Below are 25,268 nucleotides of genomic sequence, written 5' to 3' on the forward strand. Positions count from 1 at the left end.
CCATTGTAATGATTTGCGTAATGTTGCGAAAGGGTTACGGCTCGGGTGGCGCGAACCAGGCGGATTTAAAATCAAACCAGCCGAGGGTGTTCATCCTCACGCCGCGCATGCTGCGCTGGCCCTGCAACATCAGCCAGTGGTGGATAAGCGGTAAGATATCCTGCCGCTCCAGCATGGTGCGGCACCACTGCGGCAGATTGAGCGCGCCGGTGCGCCAGCGCTGCGCGTCGCCCTGCCAGTCGAGCGGGATACAGCGCTGGATGAGCGGCACTTCGCACAGCTGCGCAAACAGCGAGAAATCGAGCGGCAGCGTGAAGTTGGCGCTGTTTAGCCACAAATCGCTGGTTATTTCGCCCTGATACCACTCCTCATAGCTCACTTCACGCAGCTCCAGCTCGACCTGCTCCTGCGCCAGGATATCGCGTAAAAGCGCGCCGATAATTTGGTTCTCATTATGATCGCCATAGAAGGTGAGCGTCAGGCGCTCCAGCCCGGCGGGCTTTTGGGCCTCCAGAATTTGCGGCGCGTGGTGCCAGCGCGGCAGCAGGCCATAGGCCGGGAACCAGATGCGCTGATACTGTGGCGCGGCGTGGTGCAAGAGGCGCGCGGGCGTGAACAGATGGCTTATCCAGCGCCTGACCTGCGGCATGGCCCCGACGCGCGAGCGGGAATCAAACAGCAGGTAGTAACAGCCCTCTTCGAGCCGGCTTTCGACGGCTTTCTCTTCAGGCTCGCGCGTCGGGCCTTCGAGCTGCACGGCGCAGCTTAACTCTTCGCCGATATCCGGCAGCACCCAGAAATTCACTTCGTCGATAAGCGCCCGGTAGCCGAAGTAGTCGTCGAAGGCGTGAATTTTCAGCTGCGTGCTGTTATTGCGCACCACCGCGTAGGGGCCGGTGCCGACCGGCTGGCTGGCGAATTTGGGCAAATCCGGCCATTCGCGCGGGAGGATCATCGCCGGCACGCTGCCGAGCAGCCACGGCAGCCAGTCATCCGGCTCGCTCAGGTGAATATCGAGCGTCCAGGCGGTGGGAGAGACGACCTGATGGATATGGGCGTACAGCGGCAGGGCGCAGATACGTTGCAGCGAGCTGATGACATCGAGCATGTCGAGCTCGCGGCCATGATGAAAATGAATGCCGGGGCGTAAGAAAAAGCGCCAGTGAAAAGGGGAAATCTGCTGCCAGTGATGAGCGATATCCGCTTCCAGTTCCCCGTTTTCCTCGTTTATGCGCGTCAGCCCGCTGAAGATTTGCCGGGCGATATGGGTTTCTGAGCGGCGCAGCGCGCTGCCGGGCAGCAGGTTTTGCAGCGGCCGATAGTAAAGCACGCGCAGGATATGACGCCCCTGCCGGAAGCTGCGGCCAAGATGCGAGAGCAGCATCTGGCGCACGGCGGATTTATCGCCGACGATCTGCACCAGCTGATCGATCCTGTCCTGCTCCAGCAGATCTTCCGCCCGCTGCTGCTGAAGCGCGAGCCCGGTATAGAGAAAACGCAGTCTGGAGCGCTTGCCGCGTCCGGCTTCAGCCTCCCACGTCAGCCAGCCGCGCGCCTGCATCGCATTCAGCAGCGTACGCATATGGCGGCGCGAGCAGTTAAGCAGATCCGCCAGTTCATTGAGCGTGGTTTCCTGCGGCTTGCCGTCGCAGCATTGCCACAGGCGGATGAATTGCTGTTGCAGACGACCTGAAGGCATAAAAGGGGAACTCCTGCGGGAAACTCATCAATTTAATATTCCCTATATTACGGCAATACTTCTCTTCGATGAAAGCGGAGGTGCTTATGAAAACGTCGTCAACTGGCAGGTTTTATCAACGGTATTTTAGCGTAACGCAGCGTCTTTCCGGCTCATGGCTGGCCCGCCTGAGCAGCAGGGCGCCGCAACACATGCTGAATGAAGTGATGCAGTGGGAAGCGACTTTCCCGGTGACGTTTAAGCGCCGCTAAGCGGACATCACGTGTAACTGAGTATTGGTGCTTTTCACCTGCCAGCAGTGTGCTACTGCTGGCTTTTTTCGTCTATCATGAACACTTTTCCGCCCGCCCCAAACGAAAGGATGCGCCCCATGTTGTGGTTCCTTACGCCTGCAAGACGTCTCAATCTGGTCTATCTCGCCTTTATGATCGTCGCTTTTATGATGGGGGTGGCGGGAGCGCTACAGGCACCGACGCTGAGCCTGTTTCTGAGCCGGGAAGTCGGCGCGCCGCCGTTCTGGGTCGGGCTGTTTTATACGGTTAACGCCATCGCCGGGATTGCAGTCAGCCTGCTGCTGGCGAAGCGCTCCGACAGCCGTGGCGACCGGCGCAAGCTGATCCTTTTTTGTTGTCTGATGGCGGTCGGCAACTGCGTGCTGTTCGCCTTTAACCGTCACTATCTGACGCTGATTACCGCGGGCGTGATGCTGGCGTCGCTCGCGAACACCGCCATGCCGCAGCTCTTTGCCCTGGCGCGCGAATATGCCGATAACTCCGCCCGCGAGGCCGTGATGTTCAGCTCGGTGATGCGCGCCCAGCTATCGCTCGCCTGGGTTATCGGGCCGCCGCTCTCATTTATGCTGGCGCTGAGCTTCGGTTTCACCACCATGTTTTTAATCGCCGCCGGGATTTTTGCGCTGAGCCTGGCGATTATCTTTTTCGCGCTGCCGTCGGTGGCGCGCATTGCGCAGCCTGCCGACATGGCGCTGACGCAGGTGAGCGGCTGGAAAGACAAAAACGTGCGGATGCTGTTTATCGCCTCGGTGCTGATGTGGACCTGCAACACGATGTATATCATTGATATGCCGCTGTGGGTGAGTCAGGATTTAGCGCTGCCGGAGAGCCTCGCGGGCGTGCTGATGGGCACCGCGGCGGGGCTTGAGATCCCGGCGATGCTGTTGGCCGGGTTGTACGTGAAGCGGTTCGGTAAAAAACCGATGATGCTGCTGGCGGTGGGCGCAGGCGTGCTGTTCTACGCGGGGCTGAATCTCTTCCACAGCCGAGAGGCGCTGCTGGGGTTGCAGCTTTTTAACGCGGTCTTTATTGGGGTTGTCGCCGGGATTGGGATGATCTGGTTTCAGGATTTAATGCCGGGTCGCGCCGGCTCCGCCACCACGCTGTTTAGCAACAGCATCGGGACGGGGGTTATCCTCGCGGGTGTGGTGCAAGGGGCGCTGGTGGAGAGTTTCGGACATTACGCCGTGTATCCGGTGATTGCGGCGCTTGCGCTGGTGGCGCTGGGGCTGACGAGCCGGGTGAAGGACGTTTAAGGCGGGGGCGGTTTGTTTGATGGCGGGTGCGCAGCGCACCCGCCGTGGTCATGGCAAAGCCTGTAACACTCAGCCCATAAACGCGGGCTGTTTTTTCTCATACGCGGCGATGGCGTCGTCGTGTTGCAGCGTAAGGCCAATGCTGTCGAGCCCGTTCAGCATACAGTGGCGACGAAACGCGTCGATGCTGAAGGCGTAAGATTTCTCACCCGCTTTCACCACCTGCGCCTCCAGATCCACTTCAAAGCGGATGCCGGGGTTAGCCTTCACCAGCGCAAACATCTCATCCACTTCTTCATCGCTGAGCGTGACCGGCAGCAACTGGTTATTAAAGCTGTTGCCGTAAAAAATATCGGCGAAGCTCGGCGCAATCACTACTTTAAAACCGTAATCGGTCAGCGCCCACGGCGCGTGCTCGCGCGACGAGCCGCAGCCGAAGTTCTCGCGCGCCAGCAAAATCGACGCGCCCTTATACTCCGGGAAATTCAGGACGAACTCCGGGTTCGGCTGCTCGCCTTTGTCGTCCAGAAAGCGCCAGTCGTTAAACAGGTGCGCGCCAAAGCCGGTGCGGGTGACCTTTTGCAGAAACTGCTTCGGGATGATCGCGTCGGTATCCACGTTCGCCGCATCCAGCGGAACCACCAGACCGGTGTGTTGGGTAAATTTCTCTGCCATGGTGTTCCCCTTATTTCAGGCTACGGATATCGGCGAAATGGCCGGTCACAGCGGCGGCGGCGGCCATCGCCGGGCTCACCAGATGCGTGCGTCCGCCGCGGCCCTGACGGCCTTCGAAGTTACGGTTGCTGGTGGAGGCGCAGCGCTCGCCCGGATTCAGACGATCGTTGTTCATCGCAAGGCACATAGAGCAGCCCGGCAGGCGCCATTCGAAACCCGCCTCGATGAAAATTTTATCGAGCCCTTCTGCTTCGGCCTGCGCTTTTACCGGCCCGGAGCCCGGCACGACCAGCGCCTGTACCCCCGGCGCCACTTTACGGCCTTTGGCGATTTCGGCGGCGGCGCGCAAGTCTTCAATACGCGAGTTGGTGCAGGAGCCGATAAAGACTTTGTCGATAGCCACATCGGTCAGCGGCACGCCAGGTTTCAGGCCCATATAAGCCAGCGCTTTTTCAGCGGAGGCGCGCTCGACCGGATCGGAGAAAGAGGCCGGGTCGGGGATGGCATCGCTAACCGAAATAACCTGCCCTGGATTGGTGCCCCAGGTGACCTGCGGCGCGATATCTTCGGCATTCAGCGTCACCACGGCGTCAAACTGCGCGCCGTCGTCGGTTTTCAGCGTCTTCCAGTATTCGACGGCGTCAGCAAAATCCTGGCCTTTCGGCGCGTGCAGACGGCCTTTGACATAGTTAAACGTGGTTTCATCCGGTGCGACCAGGCCCGCTTTGGCACCCATTTCAATCGCCATGTTGCACAGCGTCATGCGGCCTTCCATGCTCAGCGCGCGGATGGCGTCGCCGCAGAACTCCACCACATAGCCGGTGCCGCCGGCGCTGCCGGTTTTACCGATGATCGCCAGCACAATGTCTTTCGCGGTGATGCCCGGCGCGGCCGTGCCGTTCACCTCAATCTTCATGGTCTTCGCGCGGCCCTGCTTGAGGGTCTGCGTCGCCAGCACATGTTCCACTTCCGACGTGCCGATACCGAACGCCAGCGCGCCGAACGCGCCGTGGGTGGCGGTGTGGGAGTCGCCGCAGACAATGGTCATCCCCGGCAGGGTGATGCCTTGCTCAGGCCCCATGACATGCACGATACCCTGATACGGATGGTTCAGGTCATAGAGCTCGACGCCGAACTCGTTGCAGTTCTTAATCAGCTCCTGCATCTGGATGCGGGCCATTTCACCGGAGGCGTTGATGTCTTTGGTCTGGGTGGAGACGTTGTGATCCATCGTCGCGAAGGTTTTACGCGGCTGGCGCACCGGGCGACCATGCGCGCGCAGGCCGTCAAATGCTTGCGGCGAGGTGACTTCATGCACCAGGTGGCGGTCGATGTAGAGCAGCGGCGTTTCGTTCGGGGCCTCATGAACCACGTGAGCGTCAAACAGCTTCTGATATAAGGTCTTTGCCATGATTACACCCCTTCGGCCACATAGCGGGCAATGATATCGCCCATTTCATCGGTGCTGACAGCCTGGCCGCCGCGGGCCAGGTCGCCGGTGCGTACGCCTTCTGCCAGCGCGCGGTTAATGGCGTGTTCAATCGCCGTCGCGGCGTCGTCGGCTTCCAGGCTATAGCGCAGCAGCAGCGAGAGCGACAGGATCTGGGCAATCGGGTTGGCGATATTTTTCCCGGCGATATCCGGCGCGGAGCCGCCTGCGGGCTCGTACAGGCCAAAGCCTTGCTCGTTGAGGCTGGCGGAAGGCAGCATGCCCATTGAGCCTGTGATCATCGCGCATTCATCCGACAGGATATCGCCGAACAGGTTGGAGCAGAGCAGCACGTCAAACTGCGACGGGTCTTTAATCAGCTGCATGGTGGCGTTGTCGATGTACATGTGCGCCAGCTCGACATCCGGGTACTCTTTGCCGATTTCATTGACGATTTCCCGCCACAGCAGGGACGTTTGCAGTACGTTCGCTTTATCAATTGAGGTGACTTTATTGCGGCGTTTGCGCGCCGACTCGAACGCGATGCGTGCGATACGCTCGATTTCGAAACGGTGATAAACCTCGGTGTCGAACGCTTTTTCATGCATGCCGCTGCCGTCGCGGCCCTTCGGCTGGCCGAAGTAGATGCCGCCGGTGAGCTCGCGCACGCAGAGGATGTCAAAGCCGTTGGCGGCGATATCCGCGCGCAGCGGGCAGAATTCTTCCAGGCCCGGATAGAGCTTCGCCGGGCGCAGGTTGCTGAACAGTTTAAAGTGTTTACGCAGCGGCAGCAGCGCGCCGCGCTCCGGCTGCTGCGTCGGGGGCAGGTTTTCCCACTTCGGGCCGCCGACTGAGCCGAACAGAATGGCATCGGCCTGCTCGCAGCCCTCTACCGTCGCCTGCGGCAGCGGGTTGCCGTGGCGGTCAATGGCGATACCGCCAACATCGTAGTGGCTGGTGGTGATACGCATATCGAAACGGCCACGAACGGCATCCAGTACTTTCAGGGCTTGCGCCATCACTTCCGGGCCAATACCGTCGCCCGGCAAAACTGCAATATGATAATTTTTAGACATCACACGGTTTCCTGGTTGTGTTCTTTATTCTGTGCTTTGCGTTGCAACTCTTTTTCTACTTCGCCGGCGCGCCAGATATTGTTCAGCACGTTGATCATCGCGCGCGCGGAGGATTCGACGATATCCGTGGTCAGGCCCACGCCGTGGAAGTGGCGACCGTTGTAGCTGACCACGATATCCACCTGGCCCAGCGCGTTTTTGCCGTGGCCTTTCGCGCCTAACTGGTATTTCACCAGCTCAATGTCGTAATCGGTGATGCGGTTGATAGCCTGATAGACCGCGTCAACCGGGCCGTTGCCGTTGGCGGCTTCGGCTTTCACTTCTTCGCCACAGGCGAGCTTCACGGAGGCGGTGGCCATGGCGCTGGAGCCGGACTGCACGCTGAAGTATTCCAGACGGAAATGCTCCGGCTCTTCGTGCTGCTTGTTGATAAAGGCCAGCGCTTCCAGATCGTAATCAAACACCTGGCCTTTTTTGTCCGCCAGCTTCAGGAAGGCGTCATACAAATCGTCCAGGTTGTAATCGTTCTCGTGATAGCCCATCTCTTCCATACGGTGCTTCACGGCGGCGCGGCCGGAGCGGGACGTCAGGTTCAGCTGCACCTGGTTCAGACCGATGGATTCCGGGGTCATGATTTCGTAGTTTTCGCGGTTTTTCAGCACGCCATCCTGATGGATGCCCGAAGAGTGGGCGAAGGCGCCCGCGCCCACCACGGCTTTGTTCGCCGGAATAGGCATGTTGCAGATCTGGCTGACGGTCTGGCTGGTGCGCCAGATCTCCTGATGGTTAATGGTGGTGTGGACGTTCATCAGGTTCTGGCGCAGCTTGATGGCCATGATGACTTCTTCCAGCGCGCAGTTGCCTGCGCGTTCGCCAATGCCGTTCAGCGTGCCTTCCACCTGACGCGCGCCTGCGTTGACGGCGGCCATGGCGTTGCCGACCGCCATGCCCAAATCATCGTGGGTATGGACGGAAATAATCGCTTTGTCGATATTCGGCACGCGCGCATACAGGCCGCTAATAATGTTGCTAAATTCGAAGGGCAGGGTGTAACCAACGGTGTCAGGAATATTAATCGTGGTGGCACCGGCGTTGATAGCGGCTTCCACGACCCGCGCCAGATCCTCGATAGGGGTTCGACCGGCATCCTCACAGGAGAACTCGACATCGTCGGTGTAGTTGCGGGCGCGTTTAACCATATAGACGGCGCGCTCAATCACTTCATCCAGCGTGCTGCGCAGTTTGGTGGCGATGTGCATCGGCGAGGTGGCGATAAAGGTATGAATACGAAACGCTTCCGCGACTTTCAGGGATTCCGCCGCCACGTCGATATCTTTTTCCACGCAGCGGGCCAGCGCGCAGACGCGGCTGTTTTTCACCTGACGGGCAATCGTCTGTACCGACTCGAAATCGCCCGGCGACGAGACTGGAAAACCGACCTCCATGACATCAACACGCATACGCTCAAGCGCCAGCGCGATTTGCAGTTTTTCTTTTACGCTCAGGCTTGCCTGAAGCGCCTGCTCACCGTCACGCAATGTAGTATCAAAAATAATGACTTGCTGGCTCATGATGGGGGGTCCTTTATCTGTACTGGGGCGCCTTGCGTGAGCATAAAAAAACCCGCGCAGCGGCGCGGGTTTTCGTATTTCTGATGACCTGACTCAAGCGTTATCGCCGAACGTCGCGCACCAGTCTACCGCGCACTGAAGATGCGTTTAGTAGTAGTAGACCAGTAAAACGAACGATGCGAATCATGACTCACGTCCCGAATAAATGCGTTAAGAGGCTTTTAGTGGTACTGGATAGCTCAGGCCATGTCAACCCCCTGTCCTGAATTCTACAGTTAACGCCGCCGTGCATCGCTGAAAGCGGATTTAGTGGATTATGCTGAGTAATCGCTTTTATATAAAATATGTGTATAGGTTAAGCGAGGCGTAAGTATTCACGTACCCGGAGTGCCCATTTCTGGGCGCTTTTTAGCGGTTTCGATGCATTAAAATATTTACCATGTCAATTAATTGAAGCGGCGAATGGGGAGGGCGAGTGGTTTTCCCGATGCCGTTTTAAAACTGCGCCCATCATTTATGAGAAAAGAGAAGAAGTTACTAAAACTGAATTGATAATTCATAAAGTGAATTATTGTTTATTCGTCTTTTTTATGATTTGATCACGCCGTAACAAGAAAGACATGATAAACAAAGTCCAAAAGTATCAGGAGAGTTATTTTTATTGTCTATTAATGATCTTCTATTGCGAATTAAATACTTTTTATGAAAATTTAACCTCCTCTTTTGCCTGAGATTGCTTCATGAAAACGGAATGTTTTGGGTAATGCATGCAAAGGGAATAATGTATCAGTGGAGTAGACTATGTCTGGTGATCATATTGAACATTCACCCGTACCCGATGGGCTGAAACCTCAATTACGCACGGTCGATCTTAATCTGTTGACGGTTTTTGATGCGGTGATGCAGGAGCAAAATATCACCCGCGCCGCACATATGCTGGGCATGTCCCAGCCTGCCGTCAGTAACGCCGTGGCACGCCTTAAAGTGATGTTTAATGACGAATTGTTTGTACGCTACGGGCGCGGCATACAGCCGACGGTACGGGCATGCCAGCTGTTCGGGTCGATTCGTCAGGCGCTGCAACTGGTGCAAAATGAGCTGCCGGGCTCCGGCTTTGAACCGCTCAGCAGCGAAAGGCTGTTTAACCTCTGCGTGTGCAGCCCGCTGGATAACCTGCTGACATCGATTATTTATAACAGCGTAATGAATATCGCACCCAATATTCATTTAGTATTTAAATCTTCGCTGAATCAGAATATCGAACATCAGCTGCGTTATCAGGAGACGGAATTTGTTATCGGTTATGATGAATTCCGCCGCCCGGAGTTTACCTGCGTGCCGCTATTCAAAGATGAAATGGTGTTAGTGTGCAGCCAAAGCCATCCGCGTAAAGATAACCTGTTACGCGAAAACGACGTATTTAAAGAACAACACGCCGTGGTGGCCCTGGATCGCTTTAGCTCTTTTAGCCTGCCGTGGTATGACACCGCTGAAAAACAGGCCGCGATCGCTTATCAGGGAATGGCGATGACCAGCGTGCTGAATGTCGTCTCGCGCACCAATCTTATTACCATCGCGCCGCGCTGGCTGGCGCAGGATTACGAGCATACGCTGCAACTGCAAATTATGCCGCTGCCGTTTAAATTAAACAGCCGCACCTGTTATCTCTCCTGGCATGAAGCGGCCGGGCGCGATAAGGGACATCAATGGATGGAGGAGCTGTTATCGAATGTCTGTCGTCGCTGACAGCCTCTTGCGTTTTCCCGGGCGGCCATGGCCGCCCGTTTTACTTTATCTCTTCGCTTTTCCAGCATTTTATTCTGTCGTTATTTACCGCCTCGCTGCTGGTCTGCCTCTCCCCTCCGTTTTTTGATTTATCACTGTCAGGAATGGGCCTCGCGAAATTAACGGTCATAAGCGCCGCTTATATTCAGCATATCTCTCCGTTTAACCGCTTTTCTTTAGCGCCGTGCGGTAATTTCGCAGGCGCGCTGGCCGCCGATTGCTAATTGCCTGCCTCATTTCCAGCGGTTATGTTAGGGAGAACTCATAATGATAATTAACGACAGGACATCACACCTGTACCAGTGACCGTGCGGAAAATGACTTCTGCCGTCAGTCCGTAAACAAAAGCCTGGAGGCAAACCATGGAGATGTTGTCTGGAGCCGAGATGGTCGTCCGATCGCTTATCGATCAGGGCGTGAAGCAAGTATTCGGTTATCCCGGTGGTGCCGTGCTCGATATTTATGACGCGCTGCACACCGTTGGCGGGATTGATCATGTGCTGGTGCGCCATGAACAAGCCGCGGTGCATATGGCAGATGGCCTGGCGCGTGCCACCGGTGAGGTGGGCGTGGTGCTGGTGACCTCAGGCCCTGGCGCCACCAACGCGATTACCGGTATCGCCACGGCTTACATGGACTCCATTCCGCTGGTGGTGCTATCAGGCCAGGTGGCGACCTCGCTGATTGGCTATGACGCTTTCCAGGAGTGCGACATGGTGGGGATCTCCCGCCCGGTGGTGAAACACAGCTTTCTGGTGAAGCAGACCGAAGATATCCCGACGGTGCTGAAGAAGGCGTTCTGGCTCGCCGCGAGCGGCAGACCGGGCCCGGTGGTGGTCGATTTGCCGAAAGATATTCTCAACCCGGCGAAAAAGCTGCCTTACGTCTGGCCGGATACCGTCAGCATGCGCTCCTACAACCCGACCACTCAGGGCCATAAAGGGCAGATCAAACGTGCCCTGCAAACGCTGGTGGCCGCCCAAAAACCGGTGATGTACGTGGGCGGCGGCGCTATCACGGCGGCGTGCGAAAACGAACTGCGCGCGCTGGCGGAAAAACTCAACGTGCCGGTGGTGTCTTCCTTAATGGGACTTGGCGCGTTTCCGGGCACGCACCGCCAGGCGCTGGGTATGCTGGGGATGCACGGCACCTACGAAGCCAACATGACGATGCATAACGCCGATGTGATTTTCGCGGTCGGCGTGCGCTTTGACGACCGCACCACCAACAACCTGGCGAAGTACTGCCCGAACGCCACCGTACTGCACATCGACATCGACCCGACCTCGATTTCCAAAACCGTGGCGGCGGATGTGCCCATCGTTGGCGATGCGCGTCAGGTGCTGAGCCAGATGCTTGAACTGCTGGGCCAGGAAGAGAGCCAGCAGCCGCTCGATGAGCTTCGCGACTGGTGGCAGCAGATTGAGCAGTGGCGCGCCCGTCAGTGCCTCAATTATGACCGCGACAGCGGCAGCATCAAACCGCAGGCGGCTATCGAAACGCTGTATCGTCTGACCAACGGCGACGCCTATGTGACGTCCGATGTCGGCCAGCATCAGATGTTCGCCGCGCTGCATTACACCTTTGATAAACCGCGCCGCTGGATAAACTCCGGCGGCCTCGGGACGATGGGCTTCGGCCTGCCGGCGGCGCTCGGCGTGAAGCTGGCGCTGCCGGAAGAAACCGTCGTATGCGTGACCGGCGACGGCAGTATTCAGATGAACATTCAGGAGCTCTCCACCGCGCTGCAGTATGAACTGCCGGTGCTGGTGCTTAACCTGAACAACCGTTATCTGGGCATGGTGAAGCAGTGGCAGGATATGATCTATTCTGGTCGCCACTCGCAGTCTTACATGGAATCGCTGCCTGATTTCGTCAAACTGGCTGAGGCTTACGGGCATGTCGGGATTTCCATCACTCGCCCGGAGGAGCTTGAAAGCAAGCTCAGCGAGGCGCTGGAGCATGTGCGCAATAACCGGCTGGTGTTTGTCGATGTGACCGTGGACGGAACGGAGCATGTCTATCCGATGCACGTTCGCGGCGGCGGAATGGATGAAATGTGGTTAAGCAAAACGGAGAGAACCTGATTATGCGCCGGATATTATCAGTCTTACTGGAAAATGAATCGGGCTCGTTGTCTCGTGTGATCGGGCTCTTCGCGCAGCGCGGCTATAACATAGAAAGCCTGACGGTCGCCCCCACCGACGATCCGACGCTCTCACGAATGACTATCCAGACGGTCGGCGATGAAAAAGTACTGGAGCAGATCGAAAAGCAACTGCATAAGCTGGTGGACGTGTTGCGCGTCAGCGAGCTGGGGCAGGGCGCGCATGTCGAGCGCGAAATCATGCTGGTGAAAATCCAGGCAAGCGGCTATGGCCGTGAGGAAGTAAAGCGCAGCGCCGAGATCTTCCGCGGCCAGATAATCGACGTCACGCCGTCGCTCTATACCGTGCAGCTCGCGGGCACCAGCGAAAAGCTCGACGCGTTCCTTGCCAGCATTCGCGATGTGGCGAAAATCGTGGAAGTGGCGCGCTCCGGCGTGGTGGGTCTCTCCCGCGGCGAAAAAATTATGCGTTAACCGTTTTGCCTTGTTGTTATATCTCCGCCCGGCTTCTGCCGGGCTTTTTTTTGCAGCAGGCGCGACAGGCGCGCGCAAAAGCAGTTGCTCAGGGTACTATTCTGCGCTTAGATGTTAAGGATTTTAACTTATAACCCTTCAAAGGTTATGGAGTAACACTCTTGTTAAGGGGCAAACGTGAAACTGGATGAAATCGCGCGGCTGGCTGGCGTGTCGCGCACCACGGCGAGCTATGTCATTAATGGAAAAGCCCGGCAGTACCGTGTGAGTGATAAAACCGTTGAGAAAGTGATGGCCGTGGTGCGTGAGCATAACTACCACCCGAACGCCGTCGCTGCGGGCCTGCGCGCGGGCCGTACGCGCTCCATCGGACTGGTTATCCCCGATCTTGAAAACACCAGCTATACCCGAATCGCCAACTACCTTGAACGCCAGGCGCGCCAGCGCGGGTATCAACTGCTTATCGCCTGCTCGGAAGATCAGCCCGATAACGAAATGCGCTGCATTGAGCACCTGTTGCAGCGCCAGGTCGACGCCATCATCGTTTCCACCTCTTTACCTCCTGAACATCCGTTTTATCAGCGCTGGGCGAATGACGCCTTCCCGATCGTCGCGCTGGATCGCGCGCTGGATCGCGAACACTTCACGAGCGTCGTCGGCGCCGATCAGGACGATGCCGAAATGCTGGCAAGCGAGCTGCGCACATTCCCGGCCGAAACCGTACTTTATCTCGGCGCGCTGCCGGAGCTCTCGGTGAGCTTCCTGCGCGAGCAAGGGTTTCGCAGCGCGTGGAAAGACGATCCGCGTGAGGTGCACTTTTTATATGCCAACAGCTACGAGCGTGAAGCCGCCGCCGCGCTGTTTGAAAAATGGCTGGAAACGCACCCGATGCCGCAGGCGCTGTTCACCACCTCTTTTGCGCTGTTGCAGGGGGTGATGGATGTGACGCTCAAGCGCGAAGGGCGTCTGCCGTCTGAACTCGCCATCGCCACCTTCGGTGATAACGAACTGCTGGATTTCCTGCAATGCCCGGTATTGGCGGTCGCGCAACGTCATCGCGACGTGGCGGAGCGCGTGCTCGAACTGGTGCTGGCAAGCCTCGACGAACCCCGCAAACCGCGACCGGGCCTGACCCGCATTCGCCGTAATCTTTACCGGCGCGGCAGCCTGAGCCGTCGTTAAGGCGCTACGCAAAAAATGCAAAAAGGCAGCTTCGGCTGCCTTTTCTCTGGATTCGGATAATTCCGGCGTCTTTTTACACAGACTGACACAGGCGCTCCGCATCGTGCAGAAGTGATGGGGCGTCCGAGATTAGTCGTAACCAATTATTTCTTATGTGTAACTTTGTAACCGCCCTGCGCCACGAAATGACTTCAACAAGCGCTGGCGTTTCAGTGCGTTCGCCTCCCGCGGAGAAAAGCGCGCTAAACCACAGCAGACGCTGTTAACTCCAGGCCTTTTACCTTAAAATGCCGCTCGCGTCGCAAACTCAACACTTAGTCCTCTTCACCGATCGTATTAAGTGGTTTTTAACGGTCCTGTGTGTATTCGTCATTTTTCTTACAAATATTCATAGCGTTAATTTTGCCTCGTCAGTATGGCAGGGATTTTATTTGCCGCTTTCTCGTTGTCAGCGCCGAATCTTTTGTTGAAGGCTGCCCCGGTGCTGGCTTGACAAGCTTTTCCTCCGCTCCGTAAACTCCGGTGGGTGGGATTTTGTGGGATAAAGTGGTGAAAAAGGGCTGAGCTCAGTGAGGCGGGAATGTTTCGTGGCGCAACGTTGGTTACTCTCGACAGCAAAGGGCGGTTATCCGTTCCGACGCGCTATCGCGATTTACTGAACGACGCCTCGTCCGGACAGATGGTTTGCACCATCGATATTCACCATCCCTGCCTGCTGCTTTATACCCTGCCCGAATGGGTAATTATCGAACAAAAATTGTCGCGTCTGTCGAGCATGAACCCCGCAGAACGTCGAGTGCAGCGCCTGCTGCTGGGCCATGCCAGCGAATGCCAGATGGACAGTGCGGGCCGTCTTTTATTAGCACCCGTATTACGGCAACACGCCGGATTGACCAAACAAGTGATGCTGGTCGGGCAGTTCAACAAATTTGAGCTGTGGGACGAAGAGACCTGGCATCAACAGGTCATGGAAGACATCGACGCTGAGCAGTCATCTTCTGAAGTGTTGTCGGAGCGGCTGCAGGATTTGTCTTTATAAAATATGATGGAAAATTATAAACATACGACGGTGCTCCTTGATGAGGCCGTCAACGGCCTGAATATACGTCCAGACGGCATTTACATTGACGGCACCTTTGGCCGCGGCGGACACTCGCGCCTGATCCTTTCACAGCTGGGCGAAAAAGGGCGTTTACTGGCGATCGATCGCGATCCGCAAGCGATTGCGGCGGCTGCCGCCATTGACGATCCGCGCTTCTCCATCATTCACGGTCCTTTCTCCGCGCTTGGCGACTATGTCCAGGAGCGAGAGTTGCAGGGCAAAATCGACGGTATCCTTCTCGATCTCGGCGTGTCGTCGCCGCAGCTTGACGATCCTGAGCGCGGCTTCTCTTTTATGCGCGACGGCCCACTGGATATGCGTATGGATCCCACTCGCGGCCAGTCTGCCGCCGAATGGCTGCGTAACGCGGAAGAAGCGGATATCGCCTGGGTGCTGAAAACCTTTGGTGAAGAGCGTTTCGCGAAACGTATCGCGCGCGCCATCGTTGAGCGCAACCGCGAGCTGCCGATGACCCGCACCAAGGAGCTGGCGGAAGTCGTGGCGGCGGCTACGCCGGTGAAAGATAAATTCAAACACCCCGCCACCCGCACGTTCCAGGCAGTACGCATCTGGGTGAACAGCGAACTTGAAGAGATAGAACAGGCGCTAAAAGGCGCGGTGTCCGTACTGGCACCGGGCGGGCGTCTTTCCGTCATTAGTTTCCATTCGCTGGAAGATCGTCTGGTGAAACGCTTTATGCGTGAACAGAGCCGTGGGCCGCAGGTGCCGGCGGGGCTGCCGATGACCGAAGCGCAACTGCAAAAGCTCGGCGGTCGCGAATTGCGCGCGCTGGGCAAGCTGATGCCGGGCGAGGCCGAAGTCGCTGAGAACCCGCGCGCGCGCAGCTCTGTATTGCGCGTCGCCGAGAGGACCGGCGCATGATCAACCGGGTGACAGAAACCCTCAGCAAAGTCACCGGATCGCTTAGCAGCACCGAGCGTCACGCGCTGCCCGCCGTGATCGGCGGCGATCTTCTGCGCTACGGGAAACTGCCGCTCTGTCTGTTTATCGCCATTATCGTGACCGCGATCTTCGTGGTCACGACCGCGCACCACACCCGTCTGCTCACCGCACAGCGCGAGCAACTGGTACTGGAGCGCGACGCGCTGGATATCGAATGGCGCAACCTGATCCTTGAAGAAAACGCGCTCGGCGATCACAGCCGGGTTGAACGGATCGCAACGGAAAAGCTGCAAATGCAGCATGTCGATCCCTCGCAGGAAAATATTGTGGTGCAGAAATAAGGACTGACCAGGCGAATGAAAGCAGCAGCAAAGACGCTTAAACCAAAACGTCAGGAAGAACAGGCCAACTTTATTAGTTGGCGTTTTGCGTTGCTTTGCGGCTGCATCTTTTTGGCGCTGGCCTTTCTCCTGGCGCGCGTCGCCTGGCTGCAAATTGTCGACCCGGATATGCTGGTGCGCCAGGGCGATATGCGTTCACTGCGCGTGCAGGAAGTATCCACCGCGCGCGGCATGATAACCGACCGCTCCGGGCGTCCGCTGGCGGTGAGCGTGCCGGTAAAAGCCATCTGGGCCGATCCGAAAGAACTGCACGACGCTGGCGGCATCACGCTTGATAACCGCTGGAAGGCGCTCTCCGACGCGCTCAAAATTCCGCTCGATCAGCTTTCCGCTCGCGTCAACGCTAACCCGAAAGGCCGCTTTATCTATCTGGCGCGTCAGGTAAACCCGGATATCGGCGACTACATCAAAAAGCTCAAGCTGCCTGGCATCCATCTGCGTGAAGAATCACGCCGTTACTACCCTTCAGGCGCAGTGACCGCTCACCTCATCGGCTTTACCAACGTTGACAGCCAGGGCATCGAAGGCGTCGAAAAAAGCTTCGATAAATGGCTTACCGGCCAGCCCGGCGAGCGTATCGTGCGTAAAGACCGCTATGGCCGTGTAATTGAGGATATCTCCTCCACCGACAGCCAGGCGGCGCATAACCTGGCGTTAAGCATCGACGAACGCCTTCAGGCGCTGGTCTACCGCGAACTTAATAACGCCGTGGCGTTTAACAAGGCGGAATCCGGCAGCGCGGTGCTGGTGGATGTGAACACTGGCGAAGTGCTGGCGATGGCCAACAGCCCCTCCTACAACCCGAACAACATCACCGGCACGCCGAAAGACGTCATGCGTAACCGCACGATCACCGATGTCTTCGAGCCTGGTTCTACCGTAAAACCGATGGTGGTGATGACGGCGCTGCAGCGCGGCGTGGTGCAGGAAAATACGGTGCTCAATACCGTTCCTTATCGGATCAACGGTCATGAAATCAAAGACGTCGCCCGCTACAGCGAGCTGACGCTTACCGGGGTTTTACAGAAGTCGAGTAACGTCGGGGTTTCCAAACTGGCGTTAGCGATGCCGTCCTCAGCGTTAGTAGATACTTACTCACGTTTTGGACTCGGCAAGTCCACGAATCTTGGGCTGGTCGGAGAACGCAGTGGCTTATATCCACAAAAACAACGGTGGTCTGACATAGAGAGGGCCACCTTCTCATTCGGCTACGGGCTAATGGTAACGCCGTTACAGTTAGCGCGAGTCTACGCGACGATTGGCAGCTACGGCGTCTATCGCCCGCTGTCTATCACGAAAGTCGACCCGCCGGTTCCTGGCGAGCGCATCTTCCCGGAATCCATCGTGCGTACCGTGGTGCACATGATGGAAAGCGTGGCGTTGCCGGGCGGCGGCGGCGTGAAGGCGGCCATTAAGGGCTACCGCATTGCGATTAAAACCGGTACGGCGAAAAAAGTCGGGCCGGACGGACGATACATCAACAAATACATTGCTTACACCGCAGGCGTTGCACCTGCCAGCAATCCGCGTTTCGCGCTGGTGGTGGTGATTAACGATCCGCAGGCGGGCAAATACTACGGCGGCGCCGTTTCCGCGCCGGTCTTTGGTGCCATCATGGGCGGCGTTCTGCGCACCATGAACATCGAACCGGACGCGCTGACAACGGGCGAAAAAAGTGAATTCGTAATTAATCGAGAAGAGGGAACAGGTGGCAGATCGTAATTTGCGCGACCTTCTCGCTCCGTGGGTAGCTAATCTGCCTGCGCGAGCTCTGCGGGAGATGACCCTGGACAGCCGCGTTGCGGCGGCCGGGGATCTCTTTGTGGCGGTGGTCGGTCATCAGGCGGACGGGCGTCGGTATATCCCGCAGGCGATAGCGCAAGGTGTAGCTGCCATCGTCGCCGAAGCGAAAGGCGAGGCGACGGACGGCGAAGTCCGTGAGATCCACGGCGTGCCGGTTATCTATTTAAGCCAGCTCAACGAGCGTCTTTCGGCGCTGGCGGGGCGTTTTTATGATGAGCCGTCCGAGCGTCTGCGCCTGATTGGCGTGACGGGCACCAACGGCAAAACCACCACCACGCAACTTATCGCGCAGTGGTGCCAGTTGCTGGGCGAAACCAGCGCCGTGATGGGCACGGTCGGCAACGGGCTGCTTGGCAAAGTGAGTCCGACGGAAAACACGACCGGCTCCGCGGTGGACGTACAGCATGTGCTGGCAGGTCTCGCCGGGCAGGGCGCAAGCGTCGCCGCGATGGAAGTGTCGTCCCACGGTCTGGTGCAGCACCGCGTGGCCGCGCTGAAATTCGCCGCCAGCGTCTTTACCAATTTAAGCCGCGATCACCTCGACTATCACGGCGATATGGATCATTACGAAGCGGCGAAATGGCTGCTGTTTTCCTCGCATCACTATGGTCAGGCGATTATCAACGCCGACGATGACGTGGGCCGTCGGTGGCTTACGCAGCTGCCGGATGCGGTTGCGGTGTCGATGGAAAATAACATTAACCCGGACTGCCACGGACGCTGGCTGCGCGCTGACGCGGTGGAGTATCACGACCGCGGCGCCACGCTGCGTTTCAGCTCCTCATGGGGCGAGGGCGAGATTGACAGCCGCCTGATGGGCGCGTTCAACGTCAGCAATCTGTTGCTGGCGCTGGCGACGCTGCTGGCGCTGGGCTATCCGCTCGCCGCGCTGCTGGCAAGCGCGCCGCGCCTCCAGCCGGTTAATGGCCGCATGGAAGTGTTCAGCGCGCCGGGCAAACCGACCGTGGTGGTCGACTACGCCCACACGCCGGACGCGCTCGAAAAAGCCCTGCAGGCCGCGCGTCTGCACTGCGCAGGCAAACTCTGGTGCGTCTTCGGCTGCGGCGGCGATCGCGATAAAGGCAAGCGTCCCCTGATGGGCGCGATTGCCGAACAGTTTGCCGATGTCGTGGTGGTCACCGATGACAACCCGCGCACGGAAGATCCGAAAGCGATCATCGCCGATATCCTTACCGGCATGCTGGATGCGGGCCGCGCGCGGGTGGTCGAAGGCCGTGCCGAAGCCGTGACCAACGCCATTATGCAGGCGTCGGAAAATGACGTCGTGCTGGTGGCCGGTAAAGGCCACGAAGATTACCAGATTGTCGGCACCCGCCGGCTTGATTACTCCGACCGCGTCACCGCGGCGCGCCTGCTGGGAGCAGTGGCATGATTCGCGTATCTCTGAGCCAGCTCGCCGCTGTGCTGAAAGGCGAGCTGCATGGCGTCGACGCTGAGGTCGACGCGGTAACGACCGACACCCGCAGGCTTACGCCAGGCTGCCTGTTTGTGGCGCTGAAGGGCGAGCGTTTCGACGCGCACGATTTTGCCGGACAGGCGCAGGCGGGCGGCGCGGGCGCGCTGCTGGTCAGCCGTAAGCTGGATATCGCTCTGCCGCAGCTGGTGGTGGCCGATACCCGGCTGGCGTTTGGCGAGCTGGCTGCCTGGGTAAGACAGCAGGTGCCTGCGCGCGTGGTCGCGCTGACCGGTTCTTCCGGCAAGACCTCGGTGAAAGAGATGACCGCCGCCATTCTTGGCGAGTGCGGCAATACGCTCTACACCGCGGGCAACCTGAATAACGATATCGGCGTGCCGATGACGCTGCTGCGCCTCACGCCGGAACATCAGTTCGCGGTGATTGAGCTTGGCGCGAACCATCAGGGCGAAATTGCCTGGACCGTGAGCCTGACGCGCCCTGAAGCGGCGCTGGTGAATAATCTGGCGGCGGCGCACCTGGAAGGCTTCGGCTCGCTCGCGGGTGTCGCGAAAGCCAAAGGCGAAATCTTCACCGGGCTGCCGGAAAACGGCATCGCTATCATGAACGCCGATAATAACGACTGGCTGAACTGGCAGAGCGTTATCGGCAATCGCAAGGTCTGGCGCTTCTCGCCAAACCTCGCCACCAGTGATTTCAGCGCCACCAATATTCATATCACCAGCCATGGCACCGAATTTACGCTGCGCACCCCGACGGGCGACGTGGACGTTCTGCTGCCGCTGCCGGGGCGCCATAACATCGCTAACGCGCTGGCCGCCTCCGCGCTGGCGATGGCCGTCGGCGCGCCGCATCAGGCGATTAAAGCCGGTCTGGCGAAGCTCAAAGCGGTGCCGGGGCGTCTGTTCCCGGTTCAGCTTGCAGAAAATCAGCTGCTGCTGGATGACAGCTATAACGCCAACGTCGGCTCCATGACCGCCGCGGCGCAGGTGCTGTCTGAAATGCCGGGCTATCGCGTGATGGTCGTTGGCGATATGGCGGAGCTTGGCGATGAAGCCGAAGCCTGTCATCAGCAGGTGGGCGACGCGGCGAAAGCGGCGGGCATTGATAAAGTCCTGAGCGTCGGTACGCTCAGCGAAGCCATCAGCCGCGCGAGCGGCGTGGGCGAACATTTCAGCGATAAGCAGGCCGTGGTTGCACGCCTTAAAACCCTTATCAACGAGCATTCCATCATCACCCTTTTAGTGAAAGGTTCACGTAGTGCTGCCATGGAAGAGGTGGTGCGCGCATTACAGGAGAACGGGACATGTTAGTGTGGCTGGCCGAGTATCTGGTCAAATATTATTCCGGCTTTAACGTCTTTTCATACCTGACGTTTCGCGCCATCGTCAGCCTGCTGACCGCGCTGTTTATCTCGTTATGGATGGGGCCGCGCCTGATCGCGCATTTACAGAAACTCTCTTTCGGCCAGGTCGTGCGTAACGACGGCCCGGAGTCGCACTTCAGCAAGCGCGGCACGCCGACGATGGGCGGCATCATGATCCTCACCTCCATTGTGGTGTCGGTGCTGCTGTGGGCCTATCCGTCGAACCCGTATGTCTGGTGTGTGCTGTTTGTGCTGGTCGGCTACGGCGCGGTGGGCTTTGTCGACGATTACCGCAAGGTGGTGCGTAAAGACACCAAGGGCCTGATTGCCCGCTGGAAATATTTCTGGATGTCCGTCATTGCGCTGACCGTGGCGTTTGCGCTGTATATTACTGGCAAAGATACGCCAGCGACCGAGCTGGTCGTGCCGTTCTTTAAAGACGTGATGCCGCAGCTTGGTCTTTTCTACGTACTGCTGGCCTATTTCGTGATTGTCGGCACCGGCAACGCTGTGAATCTGACCGACGGCCTGGATGGTCTGGCTATCATGCCAACCGTGCTGGTGGCCGCCGGGTTCGCGCTGGTCGCCTGGGCGACCGGTAACGTCAAGTTCGCGGAGTATCTGCACATCCCGTATCTGCGCCACGCGGGCGAATTGGTGATTGTCTGTACGGCGATTGTCGGCGCGGGGCTTGGCTTCCTGTGGTTTAACACCTATCCGGCGCAGGTTTTCATGGGCGATGTCGGTTCGCTGGCGCTCGGCGGCGCGCTCGGCATTATTGCCGTGCTGCTGCGTCAGGAGTTCCTGCTGGTGATTATGGGCGGCGTCTTCGTTGTGGAAACCCTGTCGGTCATCCTGCAGGTGGGCTCCTTCAAGCTTCGCGGTCAGCGCATTTTCCGTATGGCGCCGATTCATCACCACTATGAACTGAAAGGCTGGCCGGAGCCGCGCGTGATTGTGCGCTTCTGGGTTATCTCGCTGATGCTGGTGCTGATTGGCCTGGCTACGCTTAAGGTGCGTTAATCATGGCAGATTATCAGGGTAAAAAAGTCGTCATCATCGGGCTTGGGTTAACCGGCCTTTCCTGCGTGGACTTTTTCCTCGGGCGCGGCGTGACGCCGCGCGTCATGGATACCCGAATCGCCCCGCCGGGGCTCGATAAGCTGCCGGAAGAGGTAGAGCGCCATCTCGGCTCGCTGAACGACGCCTGGCTTTCCGGCGCGGATCTGATTGTCGCGAGTCCCGGCATGGCGCTTGCACATCCGTCGCTGAGTGCGGCGGCGGACGCGGGTGTTGAAATCGTCGGCGATATCGAACTGTTCTGCCGCGAGGCGCAGGCGCCAATCATCGCCATTACCGGCTCGAACGGGAAAAGCACCGTGACGACGCTTGTGGGCGAAATGGCGAAAGCGGCGGGCGTGAACGTTGGCGTGGGCGGCAATATTGGCCTGCCAGCGCTGATGCTGCTTGGGGAAGAGCGCGAGCTTTACGTGCTTGAGCTTTCCAGTTTCCAGCTGGAAACCACCTCCAGCCTGAAGGCGGCGGCCGCGACTATCCTTAACGTGACCGAAGATCACATGGACCGTTACCCGCTCGGCCTGCAGCAGTATCGCGCGGCAAAATTACGGATTTATGAAAACGCGGCGGTGTGCGTAGTCAATGCCGATGACGCGCTGACCATGCCGGTGCGTGGCGCTGACGCGCGCTGCGTGAGCTTTGGCATTGATGTCGGGGATTACCACCTCAACCGTCAGCAGGGCGAAACCTGGCTGCGCGTGCGCGGCGAGAAAGTCCTTAACGTCAAAGAGATGCAACTGGTCGGCCAGCATAACTATACCAATGCGCTGGCGGCGCTGGCGCTGGCTGACGCCGCGGGCCTGCCGCGCGCCAGCAGTCTCAAAGCGCTCACCACGTTTGGCGGCCTGGCGCACCGTTTCCAGCTCGCTTTCGAGCATAACGGCGTGCGCTGGATTAACGACTCCAAAGCGACCAACGTCGGCAGCACCGAGGCGGCGCTGAACGGCCTGCATCTTGACGGTACGCTGCACCTGCTGCTGGGCGGCGACGGTAAGTCAGCCGATTTCTCCCCGCTGGCGCGCTACCTGACGGGCGAACGCGTGCGTCTCTATTGCTTTGGCCGTGACGGCGACGCGCTGGCAGCGCTGCGCCCGGAAATCGCGGAGCGTACAGAGACGATGGAAGAGGCGATGAAGCTGATTGCCGGGCGCGTACAGCCGGGCGATATGGTGCTGCTGTCGCCGGCCTGCGCCAGCCTCGATCAGTTTAAGAATTTCGAACAGCGCGGCGATATCTTTACGCGGCTTGCAAAGGAGCTTGGCTGATGCGCTTATCTCTCCCGCGCCTTCGCCTGCCGCGCTTGCCCGGTATGGGCATTCTCGCCTGGCTTTTTATGGCGCTTCGCGGCTGGGTGATGGGCTCGCGCGAGAAAGATACCACAAGCCTGGTCATGTACGACCGCACGCTGCTGTGGTTGACGCTTGGGCTCGCGGCGATCGGTTTTATCATGGTGACCTCGGCCTCAATGCCGGTGGGACAGCGTCTGGCGGACGATCCGTTCCTGTTTGCCAAGCGTGATGGCATATACATTCTGCTGGCGTTTGGCCTGGCGCTGATTACGCTGCGCCTGCCGATGGAGTTCTGGCAGCGCCACAGCGCCGCGATGCTGCTCGCCTCTATTGTGATGCTGCTCATCGTGCTGGTGGTGGGGAGCTCGGTCAACGGCGCGTCGCGCTGGATTGCGCTGGGCCCGCTGCGTATTCAGCCTGCGGAATTCTCCAAGCTCTCGCTCTTTTGTTATCTGTCGAACTATCTGGTGCGTAAGGTTGACGAGGTGCGCAACAACCTGCGCGGCTTCTTAAAACCGATGGGCGTCATCCTCGTCATGGCGGTGCTGCTGCTCGCTCAGCCTGACCTCGGTACGGTAGTGGTGCTGTTTGTGACCACGCTTGCGATGCTGTTTCTCGCGGGCGCCAAACTCTGGCAGTTCATCGCGATTATCGGCATGGGGATTTCGGCAGTCGTGCTGCTGATTCTGGCCGAACCGTACCGTATTCGCCGCGTGACGTCGTTCTGGAACCCGTGGGAAGATCCGTTCGGCAGCGGCTACCAGCTTACCCAGTCGCTGATGGCGTTTGGTCGCGGCGAGTTATGGGGGCAGGGGCTCGGGAATTCGGTCCAGAAGCTGGAGTATTTACCCGAAGCGCATACCGACTTCATCTTCTCCATTATTGGGGAAGAACTGGGATATATCGGTGTGGTACTAGCGCTTTTGATGGTATTCTTCGTGGCTTTTCGCGCCATGTCGATCGGGCGTCGCGCGCTGGAAACCGATCAACGTTTCGCGGGCTTTTTGGCCTGTTCTATCGGCATCTGGTTTAGTTTCCAGGCGCTGGTAAACGTCGGCGCGGCGGCGGGTATGCTGCCGACCAAAGGCCTGACGCTGCCGCTTATCAGTTACGGCGGTTCGAGCCTGCTTATCATGTCGACGGCGATTATGTTTTTGTTGCGCATAGATTATGAAACGCGTCTGGAGAAAGCCCAGGCGTTTACACGAGGTTCACGATGAGTGGTCAACCAAAGCGGCTGATGGTGATGGCGGGCGGAACGGGCGGACACGTCTTTCCGGGGCTCGCCGTAGCGCACCATCTGATGGCGCAGGGATGGCAGGTTCGCTGGCTGGGGACCGCCGATCGCATGGAGGCAGACCTGGTGCCGAAACACGGTATTGAGATCGATTTCATTCGCATCTCCGGGCTGCGTGGTAAAGGCGCGAAGGCATTGCTGCTGGCGCCGGTGCGTATTTTCAACGCCTGGCGTCAGGCTCGGGCGATCATGAAGCGTTTCCGGCCCGATGTGGTGCTGGGCATGGGCGGCTATGTGTCTGGACCTGGCGGGCTTGCGGCATGGTCGCTTGGTATTCCGGTCGTCCTGCATGAACAAAACGGCATCGCCGGGCTGACCAACAAATGGCTCGCCAAAATTGCGAGCCGCGTGATGCAGGCGTTTCCCGGTGCGTTCCCGAACGCGGACGTCGTGGGCAACCCGGTGCGCACCGATGTGCTGGCGCTGCCGCTGCCGCAGGCGCGTCTCGCGGGTCGCGAAGGCCCGGTGCGTGTGTTGGTGGTTGGCGGCTCGCAGGGCGCGCGCGTGCTGAACCAGACGATGCCGCAGGTGGCGGCGCAACTGGGCGAGGCCGTGACAGTCTGGCATCAGAGCGGTAAAGGTGCGCAGGCGGATGTCCAGAAAGCCTATGCCGACGCGGGCCAGCCGCAGCATAAAGTCACGGAATTTATCGACGACATGGCGGCCGCCTACGCATGGGCGGATGTGGTCGTCTGCCGCTCCGGCGCGCTGACGGTGAGTGAAATCGCCGCGGCAGGCTTACCGGCGCTGTTTGTGCCGTTCCAGCATAAAGACAGACAGCAGTACTGGAACGCGCTGCCGCTCGAAAAAGCGGGCGCGGCGAAAATTCTGGAGCAGCCGCAGTTTACCGTTGCGGCAGTCAGCGAAACGCTGAAGGGATGGGATCGCGCTACGCTGCTCGACATGGCTGAGCGCGCGCGAGCTGCCGCCATTCCCGACGCGACCGAAAGGGTCGCGGATGAAGTACGCGCGGTCGCTCGCGCGTAACGATTGCGGATAAGGTTTGTTCCGCGTGAATTGATGATGTTATGGCGTTTGCCAAAGGCTT

The 25,268-nt window shown here is 58.6% G+C and carries 22 protein-coding genes; 16 read left to right on the top strand and 6 right to left on the bottom strand.

What is annotated here, in order from left to right; all coding sequences use genetic code 11:
• Positions 1-34 precede the first annotated feature (34 nt).
• Positions 35-1,699, bottom strand: a complete 1,665-nt coding sequence (sgrR, locus tag AFK67_RS03550) for an HTH-type transcriptional regulator SgrR (protein ID WP_007709854.1) — start codon at positions 1,697-1,699, stop codon at positions 35-37.
• A gap of 86 nt (positions 1,700-1,785) precedes the next feature.
• Here sgrR and sgrT point away from each other — a divergent pair, with 86 nt between their 5' ends.
• Together sgrT and AFK67_RS03560 are read left to right on the top strand one after the other, a co-directional pair.
• Positions 1,786-1,950 (top strand): glucose uptake inhibitor SgrT, encoded by a 165-nt coding sequence (gene sgrT / locus AFK67_RS03555; RefSeq protein ID WP_007709853.1) that lies wholly within the window; start codon positions 1,786-1,788, stop codon positions 1,948-1,950.
• 119 nt (positions 1,951-2,069) lie between these two features.
• A complete protein-coding gene (locus AFK67_RS03560; RefSeq protein ID WP_007709851.1) occupies positions 2,070-3,248 on the top strand; it encodes a sugar efflux transporter in 1,179 nt (392 codons plus the stop codon).
• Between the two features lie 69 nt (positions 3,249-3,317).
• Here the strand turns inward: AFK67_RS03560 and leuD are convergent, their stop codons facing one another.
• The 5 genes from leuD to leuL all read right to left on the bottom strand — a co-directional run bounded on the left by leuD (position 3,318) and on the right by leuL (position 8,186).
• A complete protein-coding gene (leuD, locus tag AFK67_RS03565; protein WP_007709849.1) occupies positions 3,318-3,923 on the bottom strand; it encodes a 3-isopropylmalate dehydratase small subunit in 606 nt (201 codons plus the stop codon).
• A gap of 10 nt (positions 3,924-3,933) precedes the next feature.
• The gene (leuC, locus tag AFK67_RS03570) at positions 3,934-5,334 is read right to left on the bottom strand and encodes a 3-isopropylmalate dehydratase large subunit (protein WP_007709847.1); all 1,401 of its coding nucleotides are present in this window, start codon (positions 5,332-5,334) and stop codon (positions 3,934-3,936) included.
• A gap of 2 nt (positions 5,335-5,336) precedes the next feature.
• Positions 5,337-6,428: a 3-isopropylmalate dehydrogenase gene (gene leuB, locus AFK67_RS03575; protein ID WP_007709845.1), complete on the bottom strand. Its 1,092-nt coding sequence runs from the start codon at positions 6,426-6,428 to the stop codon at positions 5,337-5,339.
• Positions 6,428-7,999 carry a 2-isopropylmalate synthase gene (leuA, locus tag AFK67_RS03580; RefSeq protein WP_038884801.1) on the bottom strand — a complete coding sequence of 524 codons (1,572 nt, stop codon included), beginning with the start codon at positions 7,997-7,999 and terminating at the stop codon, positions 6,428-6,430. The genes leuB and leuA overlap by 1 nt, the downstream gene beginning before the upstream one ends.
• A 100-nt stretch (positions 8,000-8,099) precedes the next feature.
• A complete protein-coding gene (gene leuL, locus AFK67_RS23615) occupies positions 8,100-8,186 on the bottom strand; it encodes a leu operon leader peptide (RefSeq protein ID WP_105538031.1) in 87 nt (28 codons plus the stop codon).
• A gap of 614 nt (positions 8,187-8,800) precedes the next feature.
• On the opposite strand from leuL, the gene leuO reads away from it, so the two are divergent.
• From leuO to murG, 14 genes are all read left to right on the top strand, one after another.
• On the top strand, positions 8,801-9,745 hold the full coding sequence (leuO, locus tag AFK67_RS03585; protein WP_032966224.1) for a transcriptional regulator LeuO: 945 nt from the start codon (positions 8,801-8,803) through the stop codon (positions 9,743-9,745).
• A 401-nt stretch (positions 9,746-10,146) separates the two neighbouring features.
• Entirely contained in the window at positions 10,147-11,871 is a 1,725-nt protein-coding gene (gene ilvI / locus AFK67_RS03595; RefSeq protein ID WP_032966222.1) for an acetolactate synthase 3 large subunit, read from the top strand.
• 2 nt (positions 11,872-11,873) lie between these two features.
• Positions 11,874-12,365 carry an acetolactate synthase small subunit gene (gene ilvN, locus AFK67_RS03600; protein WP_004386411.1) on the top strand — a complete coding sequence of 164 codons (492 nt, stop codon included), beginning with the start codon at positions 11,874-11,876 and terminating at the stop codon, positions 12,363-12,365.
• A 177-nt stretch (positions 12,366-12,542) separates the two neighbouring features.
• Entirely contained in the window at positions 12,543-13,547 is a 1,005-nt protein-coding gene (gene cra, locus AFK67_RS03605) for a catabolite repressor/activator (RefSeq protein WP_007709830.1), read from the top strand.
• A 580-nt stretch (positions 13,548-14,127) separates the two neighbouring features.
• Positions 14,128-14,586, top strand: coding sequence for a division/cell wall cluster transcriptional repressor MraZ (gene mraZ / locus AFK67_RS03610; protein WP_007709826.1), 459 nt, complete (start codon positions 14,128-14,130; stop codon positions 14,584-14,586).
• Positions 14,587-14,589: 3 nt separating this feature from the next.
• On the top strand, positions 14,590-15,531 hold the full coding sequence (gene rsmH, locus AFK67_RS03615; RefSeq protein ID WP_007709822.1) for a 16S rRNA (cytosine(1402)-N(4))-methyltransferase RsmH: 942 nt from the start codon (positions 14,590-14,592) through the stop codon (positions 15,529-15,531).
• Positions 15,528-15,893, top strand: a complete 366-nt coding sequence (gene ftsL, locus AFK67_RS03620) for a cell division protein FtsL (RefSeq protein WP_007709819.1) — start codon at positions 15,528-15,530, stop codon at positions 15,891-15,893. Before rsmH ends, ftsL begins: the two co-directional genes overlap by 4 nt.
• 15 nt (positions 15,894-15,908) lie before the next feature.
• A complete protein-coding gene (locus AFK67_RS03625) occupies positions 15,909-17,675 on the top strand; it encodes a peptidoglycan glycosyltransferase FtsI (RefSeq protein ID WP_038874650.1) in 1,767 nt (588 codons plus the stop codon).
• Complete coding sequence (murE, locus tag AFK67_RS03630) at positions 17,662-19,149, top strand: UDP-N-acetylmuramoyl-L-alanyl-D-glutamate--2,6-diaminopimelate ligase (protein ID WP_038884796.1); 1,488 nt, start codon at positions 17,662-17,664, stop codon at positions 19,147-19,149. Before AFK67_RS03625 ends, murE begins: the two co-directional genes overlap by 14 nt.
• Complete coding sequence (gene murF, locus AFK67_RS03635; protein WP_038884794.1) at positions 19,146-20,504, top strand: UDP-N-acetylmuramoyl-tripeptide--D-alanyl-D-alanine ligase; 1,359 nt, start codon at positions 19,146-19,148, stop codon at positions 20,502-20,504. The genes murE and murF overlap by 4 nt, the downstream gene beginning before the upstream one ends.
• Entirely contained in the window at positions 20,498-21,580 is a 1,083-nt protein-coding gene (mraY, locus tag AFK67_RS03640; RefSeq protein ID WP_007709802.1) for a phospho-N-acetylmuramoyl-pentapeptide-transferase, read from the top strand. Before murF ends, mraY begins: the two co-directional genes overlap by 7 nt.
• A 2-nt stretch (positions 21,581-21,582) precedes the next feature.
• Complete coding sequence (murD, locus tag AFK67_RS03645; RefSeq protein WP_007709799.1) at positions 21,583-22,899, top strand: UDP-N-acetylmuramoyl-L-alanine--D-glutamate ligase; 1,317 nt, start codon at positions 21,583-21,585, stop codon at positions 22,897-22,899.
• A complete protein-coding gene (ftsW, locus tag AFK67_RS03650) occupies positions 22,899-24,143 on the top strand; it encodes a cell division protein FtsW (RefSeq protein ID WP_007709796.1) in 1,245 nt (414 codons plus the stop codon). The genes murD and ftsW overlap by 1 nt, the downstream gene beginning before the upstream one ends.
• Positions 24,140-25,207, top strand: a complete 1,068-nt coding sequence (gene murG / locus AFK67_RS03655; RefSeq protein WP_007709793.1) for an undecaprenyldiphospho-muramoylpentapeptide beta-N-acetylglucosaminyltransferase — start codon at positions 24,140-24,142, stop codon at positions 25,205-25,207. The genes ftsW and murG overlap by 4 nt, the downstream gene beginning before the upstream one ends.
• Positions 25,208-25,268: the final 61 nt, after the last annotated feature.

The organism is Cronobacter dublinensis subsp. dublinensis LMG 23823, assembly GCF_001277235.1.
Taxonomy (GTDB): Bacteria; Pseudomonadota; Gammaproteobacteria; order Enterobacterales; family Enterobacteriaceae; genus Cronobacter; species Cronobacter dublinensis.

Bases quoted from the DNA above. Each gene is read 5' to 3' on its own strand.
- leuB (WP_007709845.1), bottom strand. From the start codon at position 6,428: ATGTCTAAAAATTATCATATTGCAGTTTTGCCGGGCGACGGTATTGGC.
- sgrT (WP_007709853.1), top strand. From the start codon at position 1,786: ATGAAAACGTCGTCAACTGGCAGGTTTTATCAACGGTATTTTAGCGTA.
- leuD (WP_007709849.1), bottom strand. From the start codon at position 3,923: ATGGCAGAGAAATTTACCCAACACACCGGTCTGGTGGTTCCGCTGGAT.
- leuC (WP_007709847.1), bottom strand. From the start codon at position 5,334: ATGGCAAAGACCTTATATCAGAAGCTGTTTGACGCTCACGTGGTTCAT.
- murD (WP_007709799.1), top strand. From the start codon at position 21,583: ATGGCAGATTATCAGGGTAAAAAAGTCGTCATCATCGGGCTTGGGTTA.
- leuL (WP_105538031.1), bottom strand. From the start codon at position 8,186: ATGATTCGCATCGTTCGTTTTACTGGTCTACTACTACTAAACGCATCT.
- murF (WP_038884794.1), top strand. From the start codon at position 19,146: ATGATTCGCGTATCTCTGAGCCAGCTCGCCGCTGTGCTGAAAGGCGAG.
- ftsL (WP_007709819.1), top strand. From the start codon at position 15,528: ATGATCAACCGGGTGACAGAAACCCTCAGCAAAGTCACCGGATCGCTT.
- ilvN (WP_004386411.1), top strand. From the start codon at position 11,874: ATGCGCCGGATATTATCAGTCTTACTGGAAAATGAATCGGGCTCGTTG.
- leuA (WP_038884801.1), bottom strand. From the start codon at position 7,999: ATGAGCCAGCAAGTCATTATTTTTGATACTACATTGCGTGACGGTGAG.
- mraY (WP_007709802.1), top strand. From the start codon at position 20,498: ATGTTAGTGTGGCTGGCCGAGTATCTGGTCAAATATTATTCCGGCTTT.
- mraZ (WP_007709826.1), top strand. From the start codon at position 14,128: ATGTTTCGTGGCGCAACGTTGGTTACTCTCGACAGCAAAGGGCGGTTA.
- ftsW (WP_007709796.1), top strand. From the start codon at position 22,899: ATGCGCTTATCTCTCCCGCGCCTTCGCCTGCCGCGCTTGCCCGGTATG.
- rsmH (WP_007709822.1), top strand. From the start codon at position 14,590: ATGATGGAAAATTATAAACATACGACGGTGCTCCTTGATGAGGCCGTC.
- murG (WP_007709793.1), top strand. From the start codon at position 24,140: ATGAGTGGTCAACCAAAGCGGCTGATGGTGATGGCGGGCGGAACGGGC.
- sgrR (WP_007709854.1), bottom strand. From the start codon at position 1,699: ATGCCTTCAGGTCGTCTGCAACAGCAATTCATCCGCCTGTGGCAATGC.
- ilvI (WP_032966222.1), top strand. From the start codon at position 10,147: ATGGAGATGTTGTCTGGAGCCGAGATGGTCGTCCGATCGCTTATCGAT.
- leuO (WP_032966224.1), top strand. From the start codon at position 8,801: ATGTCTGGTGATCATATTGAACATTCACCCGTACCCGATGGGCTGAAA.
- AFK67_RS03625 (WP_038874650.1), top strand. From the start codon at position 15,909: ATGAAAGCAGCAGCAAAGACGCTTAAACCAAAACGTCAGGAAGAACAG.
- AFK67_RS03560 (WP_007709851.1), top strand. From the start codon at position 2,070: ATGTTGTGGTTCCTTACGCCTGCAAGACGTCTCAATCTGGTCTATCTC.